This is a genomic window from Herminiimonas arsenitoxidans (genome assembly GCF_900130075.1).
Taxonomy (GTDB): Bacteria; Pseudomonadota; Gammaproteobacteria; order Burkholderiales; family Burkholderiaceae_D; genus Oxalicibacterium; species Oxalicibacterium arsenitoxidans.
The window spans coordinates 2,373,297-2,393,741 of sequence record NZ_LT671418.1; the positions used below are offsets into that span (position 1 = coordinate 2,373,297).

A 20,445-nucleotide genomic window follows, 5' to 3' on the forward strand; every position below is an offset into this window, starting at 1 on the left:
GATGGTTTTATTTAGTTGCCGTTGCAGCTGTACTTTGCGGATTGACCCAACCGCCGCCAGCGGCACGGTATAGCGCAATCCAGGCGGACATGCGTTCGCGTTCCAGCGTAGCGGCATTCAGTTCGGCGGCCAGACGCGTGCGACGCAAATCTTCCAGATCGATCAAGCTGGCCAAACCGTTTTGATACAGGCTTTGTGTACCGTTGAACGATGCGCGATAGCCTTCCACTGCGACGCGTGCATCTTCACTGCGTGAAGCAGTGCTTTGCAGATTCACCAGTGCTTCTTCGACTTCACGCACGGCTTGTCGCACACTGGCGCGGTAATTGACGACGGCTTCTTCGTAACGTGCTTTTGCTGCATCGATATTTGCCACGCGGGTACCGCCATCAAAAATAGGCAGTGACAATGACAAAGGGCCGACCGACCATGTATTCATATTGGTAGTCGTACCGGCGGAGCGGAAACTGCCAGCGCCGATGGAACCGCTCAAACTAAGGCGCGGATAACGTTGCGCCTGCGCGCTGCCGACTTCTGCACTGGCTGCCGCGACTTCACGTTCGGCGATAAAGATGTCCGGACGTTGCGACAAGGTTTGTGCCGGCAAGCTGTCTATATTCAGCAAGGTCACCGATACTGGCGGCGCGCTGCTGTTTGCCAACTTGTTGCGCAACGTTGGCTCATCCATGGCCGTCAGATATACCAAGGCCTTGACGTCCAGATCGCACAAAGCGCTCTGCTGTGTCGCACGGCCATTACCTTCTGCTGCACTGGCGCGCGCCAAAGCGGCAGTCGCTGGCGCCTGGAAACCTGCCTTCGCACTCAACTCCGACAGACGTGCCGTTTCAGCACGCGAATCTGCATCCGCACGTGTCACGATCTCTAGTTTGTTGCAGGTACGCAGGCTGTAATAACGATTCGCCACTTCTGCCGCAACCGAGACACGCGCGTCATGCCAGTTCGCTTGCGCACCTTGCAAGCGTGCTTGCGCAGCACGACTGGTCGCACGATTAGCGCCGAACACATCGATTTCCCACGAAGGTTGCAGCGCTGCCTGCGTAGTAGTGCCGAGCGGTAGCGGCGCTTGCATATTGCTACGCTGCGAACTCGCTGTGACATCCAGTTTCGGCCCCAGTACCGCACCGGTTGACACGCTGGTCGCACGCGATTGCTCTATGCGCGAGACCGCAGTTGCCACCGTCGGGCTGACTGTTTCCGCCGACTGAATCAACTCCACCAGCACAGGATCGTTCTGCTGTTCCCACCATTTGGACAAGTCGGTTAACGTGCCACCATGCGGCAAATTTTCCACGCTCTTATCAACGGTTGGTGTAGTTGGCAATGGCGCAAACCATTTGTTAGGCGGTTGCACCGAGACTGTTTCCGGTGGTGCAGTCAAAGCACAACCGGCGAGCCAGAACGGCAGGCTCGCATACGCGAGTAGCTGAATTCGTTTCATGATTTTTTCTATTGAATGAGAGAGCGGCGGCGTGTTGCCTCAACTGCGACCATCGCTTCTGCGTAAGCAGTCAGTTGCTCCGCCCATTGATCAATTGCTGCCGGCGCCTTGATCAGGCTCGGTCGTATGGTATCGATCACGTCGTGCGCAATCATCAGATGCACAGCCATGCCGACGATGGAAAACACCAAGCGGTGTATTTCATCATCTTCTTCTGCCACATCCAGATGACGCATCAGTATGGCCACCAATGCATCGTGGGAAGGTTTGATATTGCTGCCTATCTCTTCTTCCCACAAACCGGTTGGTTCCAGCATTTCGCGGAAATGCAGACGCACACATAGTTGCACCAAATCGCTTTGCTTCAAGGGCTCCAGAAAATTTTTGAAGAACTCGGCCAGCGATTCATGCAGCGTGAACGTGTCTGAATTGACCGGGATGTAATCACACGAAGTGCCCATAGGTTCGGTAAACACGGCGCGATACAAACCTGCCTTGTCGCCAAAATAATATTTAATCGATGCGATATTGACGCCGGCTGCTTGCGCGATTTCACGAGTGGAGGTTTTGCTGAAACCTTTGTCAGCGAACAAACGCAAGGCCATCTGCAATAAGCGCGTACGCGCCTCGGCACCATCGGAACGTTGCTTGCGCGCCTCGCCGTCCACATTGGTGGAATCGACAGGATGCTGCGGCTTGGGAGAAGGTTTATTGCTGGTAGTAGTCATGACCAGCATTAGAACACATAAATCAAACGTTTGATTTAACTAAATCGTTTGATTGTGTTTTTATGCAGTCAAATATTGCTTATTTGAAAGGCAAGGATGTGTGCATTGCGCACTTTACGCCTTAGATAAGTTAGCGCTTACTATCCGATGTGATCGGTAAAAACGTCAGCATGAAGACGGATAAGGACAAAATACCAACCAGCACCGCAGCGAACTCCGGCCTCATTGCAAACCATCCCATGGCGACGATCATGCCCGTCGTTGATAAGATTTTCGCTATGTTGATCATATTGATTCCCGTTCTCAAGGCAGCTTTCGATAAGTTTGTAATGTATCGAAGATGAACTGGGGAAACTATAGGTGTTCATGCCGATTGCTTGTGGGGAAATTCCTACGTGGCAAGCTGTTGTCTATCTACGTCATCTCGTTTTTCAGAAAGCAGGAAAGCAAACTTGCCAAGCAGCTTTCAGTTACGCTTGCCCCTGTCATTTCAGCGCGCTCAATTCATCACCCTCATGCCATCCACCACCACTCGTACACTCCGCAAAAAAATTTTGCAAATAAGCGTCAACTTCAACGCACGCTTCCAAAAAATATTCTTCGCAGGAGCAATGCTGTTTTTCAGTCTGGCATTGTCCGGTTGTGCGCTGATATTGCCGTCAAACATCCCAATAAGCGAACCGATTTCGCACCCCGTCCGTTTTTTGCTGACTTTCGACGATGGCCCAAGTTCTTCCAACTATATGAATTCGACTGAATCCATACTGAAAGATCTGGCGCACAACCCGGTACAACCAGGCATTAAGGCGCTGTTCTTTGTGCAGACACGTGGCGCGACACTGCATTCACCGGGACGTGAATTATTGCCGCGTGAGTATGCGGAAGGTCATCTGATCGGTTTTCATACCGCGACTTCTGGACATAACAATCATCGCTTTTTATCACCGGAAGATTTCGTCGCCTCGCTGGAAAATGGTATCGCTGATATACGCAACGCCACCGGCACTGCTCCGACTTTAGTAAGACCGCCTTACTGGAGTTATGACACGCGCACGTTTGCTGCATATCAAGCGCACGGCTTGCACATGCTGCTGACAGATCTGAGTGCCAACGATGGCAAAACATGGGGCTTCAACGGTAGTCCACGCAGGCGTATCAATTTACACAATCAACTCGCTGCTATGCGAGCCAAGATGGTTGCAGGAAGCTTGCCCGTCGTCGATGGTGTCGTTCCCATCGTCGTTACCTTCCACGACACCAATTCCTATACCGCACGTCACATGAATGAATATCTGCAAATATTGCTCGATGTTGCCAAGGAATTGAACATACCCGTCAGCGATCAAGCGTTTTACAAAGATCGCTCTGCACTTGAACGCGCCGCACTGGCACGTACGGTAAAAGATGGATCAGAACCGGTAGTGCTGCCAGGATTATGGGGATGGATTTGGCGTTAACGCAGATGCGATACAAATCACATTGGTTTGAGTGCTGCCTTACGCGATATCTTTTTACGTGATTTACCATCTTCCATACGCTTCTCCCACGCTTTCAACGCAAGGCGATAACGATCCATTTCAAGTTCATACAAGTCGAAGATGCATGGTTCGCAACCGCTATGACAGCATTCGTCATTGTCGGGTCGTACTGGCGGAACGGGCGGTGCATCATCTGGATGCTTGGCTGTAGGCATATTGAAAAAGTAGAAATAACGTTCGAAGCGTCGCTTTCTTTAATATACTGCGGAGTCGCATACGGCGCGTATTCATGCTCAGTTCAAAATACGCTTTCGTCCGCGCCATCATCTGCACCAATAAAAACTCACGCGCATCTCTTGCATGAACGATCCACTCACGCTCTTCGGTTTGGTCCATACCTCACTTCTTGAGATCGTATCGTTCGCGCTCGCGCTTGTCATGGTGGTCTTGAATATCCGCCAATCACCGTGGGCGTGGCTATTCTCCATCACATCAGCTGCCTTGTATGCCGTCGTGTTTTACGACAGCAAGTTGTATGGCGATATGTCGCTGCAATTTTTCTTTATCGCCGTCTCGCTCTGGGGCTGGTATCAATGGTTGTTCGGCGGCGTCTCGCATCATGGCGTACTAGTGTCGCGCCTCACGTCAAAAGGGTGGCTATATTCAGGACTCGCATGGCTGTTCGGCTTTGTCGCTATCGCTTCCTTCCTGCGCCTGTTCACTGATACCGACGTGCCGCATATCGATGCCTTCCTGACTTCGGGTAGTTTGGTCGGTCAACTCTTGCTGTCACGTAAAAAACTGGAAAACTGGCATGTGTGGATAGGCATCGATCTGATTTACATCGGCTTGTACATACACAAGAATTTGTATCTCACTGCCTTGCTGTTTTCCCTGTTCGTTGTCCTGGCTGCCGTCGGATTGCGCACCTGGAAAAAATCCCTGGCAAACCAATTTGCCGAAGTCATTAATTAATGAACACGTCACCGTTACGCGTTGCACTACTCGGCGCAGAATCAACTGGCAAGTCGACCTTGGCTGCAACATTGGCTGCGCATTACCGCACGGTTTGGGTGCCGGAATATCTACGCGAGTTTGTGGAAGAGAAGCAGCGTACGCCACAAGAGTCTGAACAATTCCTGATTGCCAGTACGCAGCTTACAAGGGAAGAGGACTCAGCGCGAGAAGCTAATACATTACTGTTTTGCGATACCACTCCGCTGATGACTGCCATCTACAGTCAATTCTATTTCGGCAGCATAGACACGGCACTGGAAAATCTGGTGCGCGCGCATCGCTATGACTACACCATCGTCACAGAACCAAGCACTCCCTGGATCGCCGATGGCTTGCAGCGCGAATCAGATACGGTACGGCAAGCTGTACACAAACTATTGCTGACTACGCTCGCTGCAGAAGCTATTTCTTTTCTCTTGGTATCGGGAGCAGTGGAACAACGTGTACAGCAAGTGACTAAGTATTTATCTGAAGAAAAGTAGACACGTAATAAAAACGCCACCGCTAGATTTCCGATTCTAGTGGTGGCGAATTCATCAGCACCTCAATGAAAGCTCTGTGATTAGAGATCCATCTGCGCTGACAGTCTAAATACGCGCGGCGCACCGGGAATCAGATAACCACCAAAGGCATTTGATGCATCGCCCCAATAGAATTTATTGAAGACGTTATCGACACCGAAGCGGAAAGTTGTCTTCACGCCGGATACCTTGGTCGCATAACGTGCGCCCAGATTCAGCACACTGTAACCAGGGATAGCGGTGCGAATATCGCGATTCGGTACAAATTCCTTGCTGCTCGAATAAATCCAGGTGCCATTGAGTTTCAACGCAGGCATTTGCGGTAATGCGTAATCCATATACAGCGCCGATTTGAGCTTAGGCACATTACCAACGCGCTTGCCTTCGATCTGCGCATCGCCGGTATTTTCTGCCGTAGCCTGCAGTGCCGTCATGCTGGCACCTATCATCAGATTGCGCGTCACACGACCTTGTGCGGACAGCTCTACACCACGATGGATCGCATCGCCAGCTACCACATAGGTATTGCTGGAATCGATGTATTCATTGGTGCGCTTGATCTGGAACAAAGCGGCCGCGACACTGACATTGCTGCTGATATCTGCCTTGACGCCCACCTCATATTGTCGGCTGCGCGACGGATCCAATACCGTGCCTTGATTGGTCGCGCCATCAGGAACTTCACCACCCGGATCCAGACCTTCCGAATAAGAACCATAGATAGACCAGTTCTCTTGCGGACTAAACACCAAGGCCACATTCGGCAAGGCAAAACCTTCATCGGTATGACGCAGCAAGGTGCCGCCGGCATTGAACTGATCGCGCTTCAATTGCGTGTAACGCACACCGGCGTGCAATTTGAGTTTATCCGTCAAACTCAGAATGTCTTGCATGAAGACTGAGCGCTCATCATCCTTGCGACGTAAGCTGACTGGTTTCGTCGGTCCCAAAGTGTAGTTGTAGTACACCGGGTTATAGATATTGCCGGTACCTACGAAGTCGAACAAATAGTCAGCAAAGCTGTCACGACGATTCAATGTCGAAACGCCCGTCGTCAATTCATGTTTGACTGTGCCGGTGTTGAACCTACCCTGCAACAAAGCCTGCGTGGTATTCACTGTCCGCTTGTCATTGTCACGACGCAAATCGTATAAGCCGTAATCGCCATTCGCACAATAATTAGAGAACGAACCAGTTGCCGGGCAACCAACAGACAAGGCAACAGCATCATCTCTACGCAAAGCAAACGCGTTGGCTTGCAAAGTCGTACGCCAGTTATCGTTCAGCTCATATTCAAATTTCACACCCAGATTATTGGTGTCATCAGTAACCGGACGGCTCCACGGTTGATCATTCAGCATCGTCTTGCCGCTGACGCCGGTAGGAATGCGCAAGTCAGAGCCAAGCAACTGGAAGCCAGGTACCGTCAATTGCGATTTATGCTGATAGTCGACATCGACTTGCAGCAAGGCGCGTGGGCTGATGCGCCAATCGAAGGCACCGGACACGAAGCGTCTGTCACCATTGGAAGCACGCACGTAGGAACGTATATCTTCCACGGCTGCATTGATGCGATAACCAAAGCGCTGATCTTCAAAACGTCCGCCCAGATCGACTGCTGCATAACGCGTGCCGCGCTCACTCACCTCGAGCGTCACCGTGCGCAAAGGCTCGTTGGTAGGGCGTTTGGTCACGTAATTCAGGACGCCACCCGACGAGGCTATGCCTGACTGCAAGCCAGCCAAACCCTTGAGGATTTCAAAGCTTTCCTTGTTCTCCATCGGAATCGACGATTGCGCGAGTATGACCAAGCCATCTTTGCGATAGCTGGAACCCTGATCCAGTACAAAGCCGCGTATCGCAAACCAGTCGGACAAACCAACCGCGTTATAGGAATTCTGTACGCTCGCATCGTATTTCACTGCGTCGGTCGCCGTGCGTATGCTGCGGTCCTGCATCTGTTCACGCGTGATGACGCTAATGGATGCCGGCGTCTCGCGCAGCGGCGCTTCCGAAAATCCACCTATGCTCGCATTGCGCGCAATCCCATCTTTTGCCGAATCGGAAGTCACAACAACTTCAGGCAAAACGTTTTCGGAAGATTCAGCCATGGCAGCAGGCGCAAATGCACAAGCTTGCGCAACAGCCAGGGCAATCAGGGAACGGCGGGAGTGTGATGCAGACATGTTTTGTTCAATCAATCGCGTTAAAAAACGAATGCGTGCGAAGGAATGGACAAAGAAATTGCGTGGACTTTGCGCTTCCCTACGCTGGCATTATCCAGGTCAGGTACGGAGGGTTTTTTCTCACCCGAAGACGTTTAGCTCTTCAGGACCCCTAGCGTGGCCGCATACTAACACGAAAGAATAAGCGTGCGAAATGGCATCTTTGTTGTATTTTGCAGCGAATTTCGCCGATCTTAACCAGGATCAATTGGCAAGATGGCTAGTCTGCGGAGACGTGGAAGTAGGCGGCGTGACTATCAAAGATGTGCAGAACGCATGCTTGGTACAACGAATTGATTTCTATTTTTTACTCTTCTTGCTTTTTTCCGACTCGTGGCTATTTTGATGATCGAAATGTGCGTCGGCTGAATCCGGCGATTTTTGTATATGCGTAATCCCGGATGAAACCGAGATGGGATCGCTGGCGGGAAAAGTCATTTCTATCGCGATATCCAGTAAGGTTTCTTTCGCCACTTCTCCTTCAGATGCCGCCGTCTCGGTCGGCATCTCCGCTACCGGATCGCTGGCGGGGAAGGTTTGCTCCAGCGCATCATCCAATTGACGCTCTTCTCGCGAATGCGATTCAGATGCTGAAGCATGTTTCGCGAAAACCTTGGATTTTGTTGGAGAATCATGATGTGCCATATAGAACTCCTTGCTATGTGAAGAGTGTTCAGGGCATGCAATGCTTGATGCTGATCAAGCCATTCCATCTACTACTTGTCGCATACACCTCATGTCTATGCGCTTATCTGTAGGACACTTTGATCCACATCCAGTTCAACTACTAGGCGGATAACGTACGTGCATGATCTGCAATTTCTCTGTACCAGCTGGGCTTTCCAACAGTACTGTGTCGCCTTCGTTTGCACCGAGCAATGTTTGCGCAAGTGGTGCCAGCCAGCTTATCTTGCCGTGCGCCGGGTCCAGCTCATCTAGGCCAACTATGGTGACGGTATGTTGTTCACCAATTGCGTTTTGATAGGTGACGCTTGCGCCAAAGAAGACTTGATCGCCATCGACATGCACGCTTGGGTCAACGATTTCTGCAGACTCCAAACGAGTTTGTAGATAGTGAATACGTTGGTCGATTTCACGCAAGGTACGCTCGGGATCAAACTCCAGAGATGTTTGATTTGTAGCATCTTGCTCGGTTTGCAAAACATGGGCGCGTGTTACTTCCACCAATTCCAGTAACTCATTTTGCAAACGCTGATACCCCTCAGGCGTGATGTAATTTTTCACGTCTAGCGGCATCTCCGGCTGCAACGATAGAGCATCGTCGTCGCCCGTTTCCTTAACAAAAGCCTTGTTCATGGTTGCGCTCCTGCACTGCTCATGCATGAACTACTACCTTAACGCATCTTTGCAGAAGCTACTGTGCGCTACTACACGAAGATATCAATCGGAAATTTTGCCGCATGAGGTTGCGCATCAAGCCATGAAGTCCCAATGCATTCCCTGTATCAGCACAAGCCGAGGAACTGCTCCATGCGCTGCAGTTCTTCGTCCAATGCGCTACGGAATGCAGCACCTTTTGGCGCTGCGCCAGCCACATAGCCGAACGCTGCTTCCAGTCGGCCTTCACGCGTCGACACATTGGCCCAGCCGATTACCTGGCCACGCCAGAGCATAGGCAGCGCGTAGTAGCCGAACTGGCGCCGGGCCGGTGGTGTGTAGGCCTCGAACTTATACGTCCAGTCCCAAAACAACGTGAAGCGGCACCGGTCCCAGACCACAGGATCGAAAGGAGTGAGTAGCCGCAGCCGGTCATCGATGGCGTAACGGCGCGAGCGAGGATTTTCGTCAGCGGGCCAGTACCAAGTAGTCCCGTCGATGCGGCAACTGGCCAGGTGCTCGCGCGCCAGCCGCAGCGCCGCCTGGGTCTGCTCCGCCAGATGCGGTGCGCCGTAGCCGAGCAGCCGCACCAGATAGGTCAGGCTGGCGGCTGGCAGTGGTGCGTACTTGCGCACCACCAAATCGATCAAAGCAGCTGCGCGCTGAGCGCTTGCAGCGGGACTGTCGTCTGCGGCCGGGTGCGTAACCGCCTCGTAGACGCGCGTGCCGCTGTCACGCCGCTGCACTCGCAACAAGCCGCGGTAGTGCAAACCATCGAGCAGATGCGTACTAGCGTTGCTCGAACCACCCCAATAGTTCTTCACGCGCCCGTGTGCGAAGTGCTGATCGACCTCGCGCGGATGGACTGCGCCGCGTTCATGCACGAAGGCCAGCACGTCTGCAGCCTGACGTTGTGTCTCGCTATCCCAGACTTTCTTCGCCTGACGCGGATGCATCAGCGCCAAGTGCTCGCTGGGCAGGAAGCCGTAGTTAACCAGGCAATCTTCGTCGATCGCCAGGCGCACGTAGCGGCGCTCCAGATCGCCGGCACGGTAGTCCTTGACTCGGTGGCGTAGCGTCAGGTCCTGCGCCCGAGCCGGGGCACGGATCGGATCCGCTTGCACGAAACCCAGGCGTCGGATCGCTGCCGGCAACGTAGTCGGCGTAAACAAGGTGCGCGCGACCGCGTAGCGACGCAGGTCTTCGAGACTCGATTCAGTGGGCATGTGGGAATTGAAGCACAGAGCAGAACGTCATCACTGTCGTCGACCGAGATGAGATCGCTGATGTACAGCAGACGTCTGCCAGACTAGTGCGCAGATAAGGCCGTGCGTACATCAGCATAAATATTAAACGTCAGACCACAGCTTGCCGCCGGTTGCCCAGTTTTCACGCTTCACGTCTTCGATAATGATATCGACAGATTCAGCACTGGAACCGAGCGTTGCGACTGTTGCTTCAGTAACGGCTTTAACGAAAGCACGTTTTTGTTCGACGGTACGGCCTTCGAATAATTGCACGTTGATAGTTGGCATGAGTTTTCCTTTTTAGTTGATAAGAATAATGAATAAATCAGTCGCGATAGGACGGCGACAAAGCATCGAGCTTGCGCAGCAAAGACGGCCATTCGAGTATGCCTTCGGGCGAGCCATCGCCGAGTAATTCCTTGTACGTTTTTGCACAGACTTCAGGCGGCGGGATATTCAAAGCTCCACCACCTGATTGCGCTTTTAACTGGAAGGAACACGCTTTATCCAGCGTATCCATCAATACATAGGCTTCAGCTATCGTGCGGCCGCTGATCAGCGTGCCGTGATTGCGCAACAGCATCGCCGGATAATCACCAAGGCGTTCAATCAGCCGCGTCTGCTCAACTGGCGACAAGGCCAAACCTTCATAGTCGTGATAACCCATCTGCTGATAGAAACGCATCGCGTGCTGCGATAAAGGTAGCAAGCCACCTTGTTGCATACCGACGGCAACACCGTTTTCATTATGCAAATGCATGACGCACATCGCATCTGCACGCGCTGCATGCACCGCACCGTGGATCGCGAAGCCGGTCACATTCACGCGATAAGTCTGGTCACCAATGATATTGCCCTGCAAATCAATCTTCACCAGATTAGATGCGGTAATTTCATCAAAGCGGAAGCCAAAAGGATTGATCAGGAAGCGACCTTCTTCGCCCGGAACCGTGGCGGAAATATGCGTGTAAATCAGGTCATCCCAATTCTTTAACGCGCATAAGCGGTAACAGGCGGCGAGATCGACACGAACTTGCCATTCGGCGGCGCTGATGCCGGCCGGTGGAGTCTGGATTGCTGGGGTAGTCATATCACCTTGCTAAGAATCTGAAGCGGAAGACGCCTTGAACGTCACGAAGGTTGAAATTATAAAGTCATAGTAGGACAGACGCCGATTCCTCTTGAAATCTATCGTTTGCCATCCATTTTTTATACTGAAAACAGGACTGTCACACCCTAGTCGCAGTAAAACTGCATAATAGGTAGTTCGTTAGCGAAGGAACGTTGCTGCAACACTTATCGATAGCGAAAACAAATCGAATTTGTAAAATAAATCAATTATACAAATGATTGATGGTCCTCTACTATTCGTACTCACACCATTTTTTAACCCAGTAAGGAAGAAAACACATGTCACTTATTAACACCCAAGTTCAGCCGTTCAAGACCCAAGCTTTCCATAATGGCAAGTTCATTGAAGTTACCGAACAGTCCTTGAAGGGCAAATGGTCCGTGCTGATTTTCATGCCAGCAGCTTTCACATTCAACTGCCCAACAGAAGTTGAAGATGCAGCTGACAGCTACGCAGAATTCCAAAAACTGGGCGCAGAAGTTTACATCGTTACTACCGATACCCACTTCTCGCACAAAGTTTGGCACGAAACTTCGCCAGCAGTTGGCAAAGCAAAATTCCCATTGGTTGGCGATCCAACTCACCAACTGACCAACGCATTCGGCGTACACATTCCTGAAGCTGGTTTGGCACTGCGTGGCACCTTCGTGATCAATCCTGAAGGCGTCATCAAGACCATGGAAGTGCATGACAATGCAATCGCTCGTGACGTTTCGGAAACACTGCGCAAACTGAAAGCAGCTAAATACGTTGCTGCACATCCAAACGAAGTTTGCCCAGCTAAATGGAAAGACGGCGAAAAAACCATCGCTCCATCGCTGGATCTGGTCGGCAAAATCTAAGTTGTAATTTCAAGTAGTTGCAATATTGTCCGGGCCGTGTGGCCCGGACATGCAGGACTTAATTTAAATCGTAAAGAAAGTAGGGACCATCATGTTGGATGCAAATCTCAAAACCCAATTAGCCGCTTATTTGGAAAAGATCGTGCAACCGATCGAGATCGTCGCGTCACTCGATGGCAGCGATAAATCTCGTGAATTGCAGGAGTTGCTGCAAGAAATCGTTGTGCTGAGCGACAAGATCACTCTGGTCGAACGCACCGATGGCGACGAGCGCAAACCTTCTTTTGTCATCAAGCGCCCAGACGCTCACGCAGGCATACAATTCGCCGCGATTCCGATGGGGCACGAATTTACTTCACTGGTCCTGGCCTTGCTGCAAACCGGCGGCCATCCATTGAAACTCGAAGAATCAGTCATTGAACAGATCCGTAATCTGGACGGCGACTATCACTTCGAAACTTATATGTCTTTGTCTTGCCACAACTGCCCGGAAGTCGTGCAAGCCTTTAACGTGATGGCGCTGATCAATCCGCGCATCCGTGCCGTCACGATCGATGGTGGTTTGTTCCAAGATGAAGTCAAAGAACGCGAAATCATGGCCGTACCAACGACCTTCCTGAACGGACAACCGTTCGAGTCCGGTCGCGTCAGCATCGAACAGATCCTCGCCAAACTCGACACCGGTGGTAACAAGCGCAAGCAAGAAGAACTCAGCGCCAAAGCACCATACGATGTATTGATCGTCGGCGGCGGACCTGCAGGTGCAGCAGCAGCTATTTACGCTGCACGCAAAGGCATCCGTACCGGCGTGGTGGCTGAACGTTTCGGCGGTCAGGTGCTGGATACTTTATCGATTGAAAACTTCGTATCGGTACAGGAAACCGACGGCCCGAAATTCGCCGTCGCGCTAGAACAGCACGTCAAGAGCTACGAAGTTGACATCATGAACGTACAGCAAGCTTCCCAACTGGTACCGGGCAAGCTGATCGAGATCAAACTGAAAGATGGCGGTTCGCTGAAAAGCAAATCCGTGATCCTGGCAACCGGTGCACGCTGGAAAACCATCAACGTGCCGGGCGAAAACGAATACCGCAACAAAGGTGTCGCGTATTGTCCGCACTGCGACGGCCCACTGTTCAAAGGTAAACGCGTTGCAGTTATTGGTGGCGGCAACTCCGGCGTGGAAGCAGCAATCGACCTGGCAGGTATCGTCGGTCATGTGACCTTGATCGAATTCGGCGCAGAACTCCGTGCCGATGCCGTCTTGCAACGCAAATTGCATAGCCTGGCCAATGTCACCGTGATCACGTCGGCACAAACGACAGAAATCACCGGCGACGGCAAACGCGTCAACGGCTTGGTTTACAAGGATCGCAAGTCCGAAGAAATCAAAACAGTCGAACTGGAAGGCGTCTTCATCCAGATCGGTCTGGTGCCGAACACCGAATGGCTGAAAGGCACAGTTGCCTTGTCACGCCACGGCGAAATCGAAGTTGATTCGCATGGCCGTACTTCAGTACCAGGCGTGTTTGCAGCTGGCGACGTTACGACTGTACCGTACAAACAGATCGTAATCGCAGTCGGTGAAGGTGCCAAAGCATCGCTCTCCGCTTTCGATTATCTGATCCGCAGTTCGGATACGGATGAAGTTGAAGCACCGGCTAACAGTGAAGCTGTCCCAGCCTAAATAAAGTAGTCGCATCATAAAAAAGCCGCAGCAATGCGGCTTTTTCTTTTGGCAATAGAAACTAACGATATCAGCTTCATACATATATCTATGAAGCTGAATTTCTTGCCACATCGCATCATCCTGCCACAAGCAGACCACTCATCCCGCACCAAAAAGACAGTCATGCACCTGAATGGTGAGCACAGAAACGCCTAGCTCCACCGTTCGTAGCTGCACGGCTTTCCCACCCATCTGTACAAGCCTCACAGGGAAAACAACACAAATATTTGCCTTAAATCTTGTATACAAGTACTGTCCATCAGATAGGCATACAACTTGCTGAGGTATGGTCATGACTTCCGAGAACCCACTCAAATCATCGATCCAGATCGCTGCACGTATTACAGAATCGATACTGGCCAAACAACTTGCACCCGGCACACGGCTGGGCGAACAGCAATTGGCCGATCTGTTCGGCGTGTCGCGCACCTTGATACGCGAAGCCTTGATGCGCTTGGCAACACGCGGCATCGTGATGGTCAGCGCGCGTCGCGGCTGGTTTGTCATCGAGCCAACTGCCAGCGAAGCACGCGAAGCCTTTGAAGCGCGTCGCGTAATCGAGCTTGGCCTCTTGCGCCATGCACGCCCACTTTCCAAACATGCCATCAATCAACTGCACGATCACATCGCACGCGAACAAGCTGCGATTGCCGGCGACGATGTCGGTGCACGTAGTTATCTATTAGGCGACTTCCATGTCTGCTTGTGCGAATGCCTGGGCAACAATCTGTTGTCCGACACGCTGCGCGATCTGACCGCACGCACCACACTGACTGCGATGCTGCGCCAATCGCCATCGCAGGCAGTGGACTCTTGCGAAGACCATGTACACATCGTAGCTGCGCTCGAAAGCGGTGATATCGATGAAGCCGAACGCCTGATGCTGGACCATCTACAAATCGTGGAAAGTACGCTGTACGACGTTGCTCCCAACGATCCATTGAATGCATTGCGCACTGCGCTGACACCAGTTGCTGCAGCAAAAGCATCGAAATCAGCAGCGACCATCTCAACCGAAAAACAGCCTGCCAAAAAATCCACCGCACGGGCAAAGACGAGCCGGGCGGCTAATGCAGCAACTATCTCGTCAACCCTGTCGCATCCATCTTCGTATTCACCTGGAAAGGAAATGAAAAAATGAAGCTCTCTAAAATCCTGATCGGCCTGATGGCCAGCACTCTTCTGTTCACCAGCTTCGCGCGTGCCGATGCACTCGACGATATTCAGAAAAAAGGCGTGTTGCGCGTCGCCGTGCCGCAAGACTTCCCACCATTCGGTTCCGTCACCACCGACATGAAACCGCAAGGTCTGGACATCGACGTTGCTACCATGATCGCGAAAAAAATGGGCGTCAAAGTCGAACTGGTTCCCGTCACCAGCGCCAATCGCATCCCTTATCTGCAAACGAAAAAAGTTGATTTGGTGATTTCCAGCATGGGTAAAAATCCCGAGCGTGAAAAAGTCATCGATTTCAGCGCAGCCTATGCACCGTTCTTCAACGGCGTATTCGGTCCGGCGGATCAAAAGGTTGCAGGCGCTGCTGATTTGGCAGGCAAGACTATCGGCGTAACGCGTGGCTCGGTCGAGGATCTGGAACTGTCTAAGATCGCGCCAGAAACTGCCACCATCAAACGCTATGAAGACAATAACGGCACCATCAGTTCCTTCCTGTCGAATCAGGTGCAACTGGTTGCTACCGGCAACGTGATCGCCGCTGCCATCATCGCGAAAAATCCACCGAAAAAACCGGAAACAAAATTCCTCATCAAGAACTCGCCATGCTCGATCGGCTTGAACAAAGGTGAAGAAAAACTGCTGGAAAAAGTAAACACCATCCTCGCACAAGCGAAGAAGGACGGCTCGCTTAATGCCTTGAGCGAAAAATGGCTGGGCTTGCCGCTGCCAGCCAATATGTAAAGCAAACGCATCCGCACATTGTGTTGCGGATGCATGCTGAAACAGGCGCTGTCAGGAGTGCGCCCCACTTGTAGGAAATGGAGCTAGCGTGGCCTATCAATTTGATTTTCTGTCGACCTTCGATTACACCGGCGTGCTCGTCAAAGGCGTGCTGACGACGGTGGAATTGATTGCGGTCGGTGGCGTGCTCGGTGTTGCCGTCGGCATTTTCGGCGCATGGGCGCGCACGCAGGGACCGCGCTGGTTGCGACCGCTGGTGAGCGCCTATGTCGAGTTGATCCGCAACACGCCATTCCTGATTCAGCTCTTTTTCATCTTCTTCGGTTTGCCAAGCATAGGCGTGCAAATTACGGAAATGCAGGCAGCCATCCTGACCATGGTCATCAATCTGGGCGCCTACAGCACCGAGATTATTCGTGCCGGTGTCGTCGCTGTCACACGCGGACAAATCGAGGCCGCACAGAGTTTGTCGATGACGCGCTTGCAAATATTCCGTCACATCATTCTGCGTCCGGCCTTGCAAAAAATATGGCCGGCATTGTCGAGCCAGATCGTGATCGTGATGCTGGGTTCGGCTGTGTGTTCGCAAATTGCAGTAGAAGAATTGTCGTTCGCTGCCAACTTTATTCAAGGGCGTAACTTCCGCGCATTTGAAGCGTATCTGGTCGCGACTGCTATCTATCTCGTCATGGCGATCCTGCTGCGGCAACTGCTGCGACTAATCGGCAATCGCTTTATTTCTGGAAGGAGACCCACATGATTTCCTTTTCGCTGTGGGATATTCTGCGCAACCTGCTACTGGCCGGACGCTGGACGGTGGTCTTGTCGCTGGTCACCTTCTTACTAGGTGGCATGCTGGGTCTGTTGATCCTGTTCATGCGTACGTCCAAGCAAGGTACGCTGCGCAATGTCGCACGTGTCTATATCGAAGTATTCCAGGGCACACCTTTGCTGATGCAATTGTTCCTGGTGTTCTTTGGCATTGCCTTGTTCGGTGTTGAAGTGCCAGCATGGCTGGCCGCTGGTTTGACACTGACTTTGTGGAGTGCATCGTTTCTTGCCGAAATCTGGCGTGGCTGCGTCGAAGCGATTCCACGTGGGCAATGGGAAGCATCCTCCGTACTCGCAATGAATTACGTACAGCAGATGCGTTACATCATATTGCCGCAAGCGCTGCGCATCGCGATTCCGCCGACTATCGGCTTCAGCGTACAGATCATTAAAGGTACGGCGGTTACGTCCATCATCGGCTTTGTCGAACTGTCGAAAGCGGCGACTGTCATCACCAACGCCACCTTCATGCCGTTCACCGTGTACGCGGCTGCCGGTTTCTTTTATTTCATCCTCTGCTGGCCTTTATCCAAGTACAGCCAATTCCTGGAAAGGAAATTCCATGCCGCTCATCGCCATTGATAACGTCAAGAAAAGCTACGGCAGCAATTCAGTTCTGAAAGGCATACGTCTCGATGTCGAACCCGGCGAAGTGATTGCCATCATCGGCAAGAGCGGCTCCGGCAAGAGCACACTGCTGCGCTGCATTAACGGACTGGAAAGCATAGATGAAGGATCGATCAGCGTCGCCGGTACGCACTTGGGAAAGACGGAACTGGAACTGCGCAATCTGCGCTTGAAGGTCGGCATGATCTTCCAGCAGTTCAATCTGTTTCCACATTTAAGCGTGGGCCGCAACGTGATGATTTCACCGATGATAGTCAAAGGCGTGTCAGAGAAAGATGCGCGTGCACTGGCGATCAAGAATCTGGAACGCGTCGGTCTGGGTGAAAAGTTCGACAGCTTTCCTGATCAACTTTCCGGTGGACAGCAACAACGTGTCGCCATCGCGCGCGCACTCAGCATGGAACCACAAGCTTTGCTGTGTGATGAAGTCACATCGGCACTCGATCCTGAATTGGTCAATGAAGTATTGAATGTAGTGCGTGGTTTGGCCGAAGAAGGCATGACGCTCATCATGGTCACGCACGAGATGCGCTTCGCGCGCGAAGTATGCGATCGCGTCGTCTTCATGCATCAGGGGAAAGTGCATGAGATAGGTGCACCGGAAGAAATCTTTGCCCATCCCGAAACACCTGAACTGAAACAATTCCTGGGAATGGCTGCAGCCTGATACGTATGTAGTCAAGCATGCGATATCTGACAAAAAATCAACGATCTAAATCATCATGAGCCTTACTTTTACCAGCGCCATCCAGCCGACCATAGGTCATGAAATCATGGAGCGCCTGCATCTACTGGCGCAATATACCGAGCAGGATGGCATGATGACGCGCACCTATCTGACGCCTGCCCATCGCGGTGCCGCCGGACAGATAGCTGCATGGATGCGCGATGCCGGCATGACGGTGCGACGCGATGCTGTCGGCAACGTCATCGGTCGTTATGAAGGCCACAATGCAGATGCATCAGTGCTGATGACAGGTTCGCATTTCGATACCGTGCGCAATGGCGGTATCTACGACGGCTTGCTGGGAATTTTGCTGCCCATCAGTTGCATTGCAAACTGGCATAAACAAGGCCTACGTTTTCCGTTCCCGATTGAAGTGGCTGCCTTCAGCGAAGAAGAGGGTGTGCGTTTCAAAGCGCCTATGCTGGGTAGTCGTGCGATAGCCGGCACCTTCCAGCAAAGTGTACTGGATCACGTCGATGAGCTAGGTATCACGATGCGTGACGCGATGAAGGCCGCTGATTTCAATCCTTTGCAGATTAGCGCTGCTGCCGCACCGCGCGATAGCATTGCCGCCTTTGTCGAAGTCCATATCGAGCAAGGCCCAGTACTACTCAATGAGAATTTGGCGCTGGGTGTGGTGACCGCGATTGCCGGCGCCACACGTTACATGCTGGAGCTGGAAGGCATCGCCGGCCACGCCGGCACCGTGCCTATGCATATGCGTCACGATGCTGCGATGGCAGCGGCGGAGTTTGCGCTATTCGTCGAACAACGTTGCAGTCATACACCCGAGTTAGTCGGCACCATCGGTCAATGGACGGTGCCGAATGGCGCAACCAATGTGATCCCGGGACGCGTCGTTTTGTCACTCGACGTACGCGCCGGCGACGATGCACAACGCTTGTCAGCCACGGCAGATATCACGACAGAACTTGAACGCATTTGCACACGACGCGGCGTACGCAGCACTTTGAAAAAAACCTATGAAACATCTAGCGCTGTCTGCGCCGACTGGCTGCAACAAGGCTGGCATGCTTCACTGGAACGCAATGGCTGCACCATGCGCAGCCTGCCGTCCGGCGCGGGTCACGATGCCATGGCGATCGCTAGCGTAGCGCCGATCGCGATGCTGTTTGTCCGCTGCGGCAATGGCGGCATCAGCCACAATCCGGCAGAAACCATGGCGGTCGAAGACGCTACATTGGCTTCCGATGTCTTCATGGATTTTGTCGAACATTTCGATGCTTTGAACAAGAACACCGTATAAGCGTATCGCACCAAACAATATGTGTTGCCAGAACGCTGCTTGCATCACTGCACATTCATTCTGCAACCCTGATGCTTGCTTACCGATTATTTCCAATACTGGATAGCCAAGATGAATAAAGCCTTACTCAAACAACAGATCGCCACATGGGTCGATCAGCATGCTGATGAACAAATCGCCTTTCTTGCCAAGGTCGTGCAATGCCCGTCCGATAACCCTCCCGGCAATTGCGCGCCACATGCACTCATGACTGCTGCTTTGCTGGAGGAGATGCAATTCACCGTTGAGCAGTATGCAGTACCCAATGAATTTGCCCGCAGCACAGGCTTGGAAAGTGCGATCAATCTGATCGTGCGTGAGCGCTTCGCCGATGGCCCAACCGTCGCCTTGAATGCGCACGGCGACGTGGTGCCGCCAGGCAGCGGCTGGAGCGTAGATCCATACTCAGCCACCGTACGCGATGGCTGGATGATAGGACGCGGAGTAGCTGTATCCAAATCCGACTTCGCGACGTATGCCTACGCCTTGCGTGCCTTGAAGGAATTATCGATTCCCTTGCGCGGCCAAGTCGAACTGCATTTGACTTACGATGAAGAAACCGGCGGTCTGGCCGGTCCTGGTTGGTTGCTGCAACAAGGTTTAACCAAACCTGATTACGCCATCTGTGCCGGCTTCTCATACAACGTGACGACCGCACACAACGGCTGCCTGCATCTGGAAATAAAAGTGCATGGTGTCTCCGCGCATGCAGCGCGCCCCGACACCGGACACGATGCACTGGAAGCAGCAACCAAACTATTGGCCGCACTCTACAACTATCGCGACACCTTGCAGAATCGCACGTCGGCAATCAATGGCATCACCTCACCATCACTGGTGGTCGGCACGATCAACGGTGGCATCAACACCAATGTGGTGCCGGATGAAGTGACTTTGCGTCTGGATAGACGCATCATCCCGGAAGAAATTCCAGAAGAAGTAGAAGCAGAATTGCGCACCGTCATTGAACGCGCCGTGCATGGCATGCCCGGCATACGCTGCGAGGTAGAACGTATTTTGCTGGCCAGCCCGTTCAAGCCGGTTGGCGATGCCGTGCGTTTGCGTGATGTCATCTGCGCAGAAGCATCTGTCGCATTAGGCGAAGAAGTCACACCAATCGGCGTGCCACTGTATTCCGATGCGCGTCTTTATGCAGAAGCCGGCGTCGCCACCGTGATGTACGGTGCCGGACCACGCACACTGCTGGAAGCCAACGGCCATCGCGCGGATGAAAGAGTCCCGCTCTTTACGCTATCCGTTGCAACCAAGGCGATTGCATGGAGCCTGCTGGAGTTGCTGACATAAGCGTCGCAAGATACCG

Annotated in this window: 22 protein-coding genes and 1 riboswitch; of the genes, 12 read left to right on the forward strand and 10 right to left on the reverse strand. The window is 52.5% G+C overall.

Annotated features, from left to right (window positions below):
• Positions 1–7: 7 nt before the first annotated feature.
• From BQ6873_RS11210 to BQ6873_RS18045, 3 genes are all read right to left on the reverse strand, one after another.
• Positions 8–1,459: an efflux transporter outer membrane subunit gene (locus tag BQ6873_RS11210; RefSeq protein ID WP_076592716.1), complete on the reverse strand. Its 1,452-nt coding sequence runs from the start codon at positions 1,457–1,459 to the stop codon at positions 8–10.
• 8 nt (positions 1,460–1,467) lie between these two features.
• Entirely contained in the window at positions 1,468–2,187 is a 720-nt protein-coding gene (locus BQ6873_RS11215) for a CerR family C-terminal domain-containing protein (protein WP_157889218.1), read from the reverse strand.
• A gap of 130 nt (positions 2,188–2,317) precedes the next feature.
• Positions 2,318–2,476, reverse strand: a complete 159-nt coding sequence (locus BQ6873_RS18045) for a hypothetical protein (protein ID WP_157889155.1) — start codon at positions 2,474–2,476, stop codon at positions 2,318–2,320.
• A gap of 322 nt (positions 2,477–2,798) precedes the next feature.
• Between BQ6873_RS18045 and BQ6873_RS11220 the strand changes: the two genes are divergently transcribed.
• Positions 2,799–3,644: a polysaccharide deacetylase family protein gene (locus BQ6873_RS11220; protein ID WP_076594085.1), complete on the forward strand. Its 846-nt coding sequence runs from the start codon at positions 2,799–2,801 to the stop codon at positions 3,642–3,644.
• Positions 3,645–3,661: 17 nt separating this feature from the next.
• Here BQ6873_RS11220 and BQ6873_RS11225 read toward each other — a convergent pair whose 3' ends face one another.
• Positions 3,662–3,880, reverse strand: coding sequence for an oxidoreductase-like domain-containing protein (locus BQ6873_RS11225; protein WP_076592718.1), 219 nt, complete (start codon positions 3,878–3,880; stop codon positions 3,662–3,664).
• 145 nt (positions 3,881–4,025) lie between these two features.
• Here BQ6873_RS11225 and pnuC point away from each other — a divergent pair, with 145 nt between their 5' ends.
• Entirely contained in the window at positions 4,026–4,640 is a 615-nt protein-coding gene (gene pnuC, locus BQ6873_RS11230) for a nicotinamide riboside transporter PnuC (protein WP_076592719.1), read from the forward strand.
• Complete coding sequence (locus tag BQ6873_RS11235) at positions 4,640–5,164, forward strand: AAA family ATPase (RefSeq protein WP_076592720.1); 525 nt, start codon at positions 4,640–4,642, stop codon at positions 5,162–5,164. The genes pnuC and BQ6873_RS11235 overlap by 1 nt, the downstream gene beginning before the upstream one ends.
• 80 nt (positions 5,165–5,244) lie before the next feature.
• Here the strand turns inward: BQ6873_RS11235 and BQ6873_RS11240 are convergent, their stop codons facing one another.
• The 6 genes from BQ6873_RS11240 to BQ6873_RS11265 all read right to left on the reverse strand — a co-directional run bounded on the left by BQ6873_RS11240 (position 5,245) and on the right by BQ6873_RS11265 (position 11,103).
• Positions 5,245–7,389, reverse strand: coding sequence for a TonB-dependent siderophore receptor (locus BQ6873_RS11240; RefSeq protein ID WP_076594086.1), 2,145 nt, complete (start codon positions 7,387–7,389; stop codon positions 5,245–5,247).
• A 59-nt stretch (positions 7,390–7,448) separates the two neighbouring features.
• A riboswitch (TPP riboswitch) is annotated at positions 7,449–7,552 on the reverse strand.
• Between the two features lie 176 nt (positions 7,553–7,728).
• Positions 7,729–8,073, reverse strand: coding sequence for a hypothetical protein (locus BQ6873_RS11245; RefSeq protein WP_076592721.1), 345 nt, complete (start codon positions 8,071–8,073; stop codon positions 7,729–7,731).
• Between the two features lie 135 nt (positions 8,074–8,208).
• Complete coding sequence (locus BQ6873_RS11250) at positions 8,209–8,745, reverse strand: GreA/GreB family elongation factor (protein WP_076592722.1); 537 nt, start codon at positions 8,743–8,745, stop codon at positions 8,209–8,211.
• Between the two features lie 149 nt (positions 8,746–8,894).
• Positions 8,895–9,992: a DNA glycosylase AlkZ-like family protein gene (locus BQ6873_RS11255; RefSeq protein WP_076592723.1), complete on the reverse strand. Its 1,098-nt coding sequence runs from the start codon at positions 9,990–9,992 to the stop codon at positions 8,895–8,897.
• A gap of 123 nt (positions 9,993–10,115) precedes the next feature.
• Positions 10,116–10,301, reverse strand: a complete 186-nt coding sequence (locus BQ6873_RS11260) for a 4-oxalocrotonate tautomerase (protein WP_011979267.1) — start codon at positions 10,299–10,301, stop codon at positions 10,116–10,118.
• 37 nt (positions 10,302–10,338) lie between these two features.
• Positions 10,339–11,103 (reverse strand): class II aldolase/adducin family protein, encoded by a 765-nt coding sequence (locus BQ6873_RS11265; protein ID WP_076592724.1) that lies wholly within the window; start codon positions 11,101–11,103, stop codon positions 10,339–10,341.
• Positions 11,104–11,423: 320 nt separating this feature from the next.
• On the opposite strand from BQ6873_RS11265, the gene ahpC reads away from it, so the two are divergent.
• The 9 genes from ahpC (at position 11,424) to BQ6873_RS11310 (ending at position 20,429) form a co-directional block, all read left to right on the forward strand.
• Complete coding sequence (gene ahpC, locus BQ6873_RS11270) at positions 11,424–11,987, forward strand: alkyl hydroperoxide reductase subunit C (RefSeq protein WP_076592725.1); 564 nt, start codon at positions 11,424–11,426, stop codon at positions 11,985–11,987.
• Between the two features lie 91 nt (positions 11,988–12,078).
• Positions 12,079–13,674 carry an alkyl hydroperoxide reductase subunit F gene (gene ahpF, locus BQ6873_RS11275; protein WP_076592726.1) on the forward strand — a complete coding sequence of 532 codons (1,596 nt, stop codon included), beginning with the start codon at positions 12,079–12,081 and terminating at the stop codon, positions 13,672–13,674.
• A 334-nt stretch (positions 13,675–14,008) separates the two neighbouring features.
• Positions 14,009–14,857 (forward strand): GntR family transcriptional regulator, encoded by an 849-nt coding sequence (locus BQ6873_RS11280; protein ID WP_076594087.1) that lies wholly within the window; start codon positions 14,009–14,011, stop codon positions 14,855–14,857.
• Entirely contained in the window at positions 14,854–15,633 is a 780-nt protein-coding gene (locus BQ6873_RS11285) for a transporter substrate-binding domain-containing protein (protein WP_076592727.1), read from the forward strand. Before BQ6873_RS11280 ends, BQ6873_RS11285 begins: the two co-directional genes overlap by 4 nt.
• A gap of 88 nt (positions 15,634–15,721) precedes the next feature.
• Positions 15,722–16,393, forward strand: coding sequence for an amino acid ABC transporter permease (locus BQ6873_RS11290; protein ID WP_076592728.1), 672 nt, complete (start codon positions 15,722–15,724; stop codon positions 16,391–16,393).
• Entirely contained in the window at positions 16,390–17,046 is a 657-nt protein-coding gene (locus tag BQ6873_RS11295) for an amino acid ABC transporter permease (protein WP_076592729.1), read from the forward strand. Before BQ6873_RS11290 ends, BQ6873_RS11295 begins: the two co-directional genes overlap by 4 nt.
• Positions 17,027–17,758 (forward strand): amino acid ABC transporter ATP-binding protein, encoded by a 732-nt coding sequence (locus BQ6873_RS11300; RefSeq protein WP_076592730.1) that lies wholly within the window; start codon positions 17,027–17,029, stop codon positions 17,756–17,758. The genes BQ6873_RS11295 and BQ6873_RS11300 overlap by 20 nt, the downstream gene beginning before the upstream one ends.
• 55 nt (positions 17,759–17,813) lie before the next feature.
• Positions 17,814–19,085, forward strand: a complete 1,272-nt coding sequence (locus tag BQ6873_RS11305; protein ID WP_076592731.1) for an allantoate amidohydrolase — start codon at positions 17,814–17,816, stop codon at positions 19,083–19,085.
• A 111-nt stretch (positions 19,086–19,196) separates the two neighbouring features.
• Positions 19,197–20,429 (forward strand): M20/M25/M40 family metallo-hydrolase, encoded by a 1,233-nt coding sequence (locus BQ6873_RS11310; RefSeq protein WP_076592732.1) that lies wholly within the window; start codon positions 19,197–19,199, stop codon positions 20,427–20,429.
• The last annotated feature ends 16 nt before the right edge of the window (positions 20,430–20,445 follow it).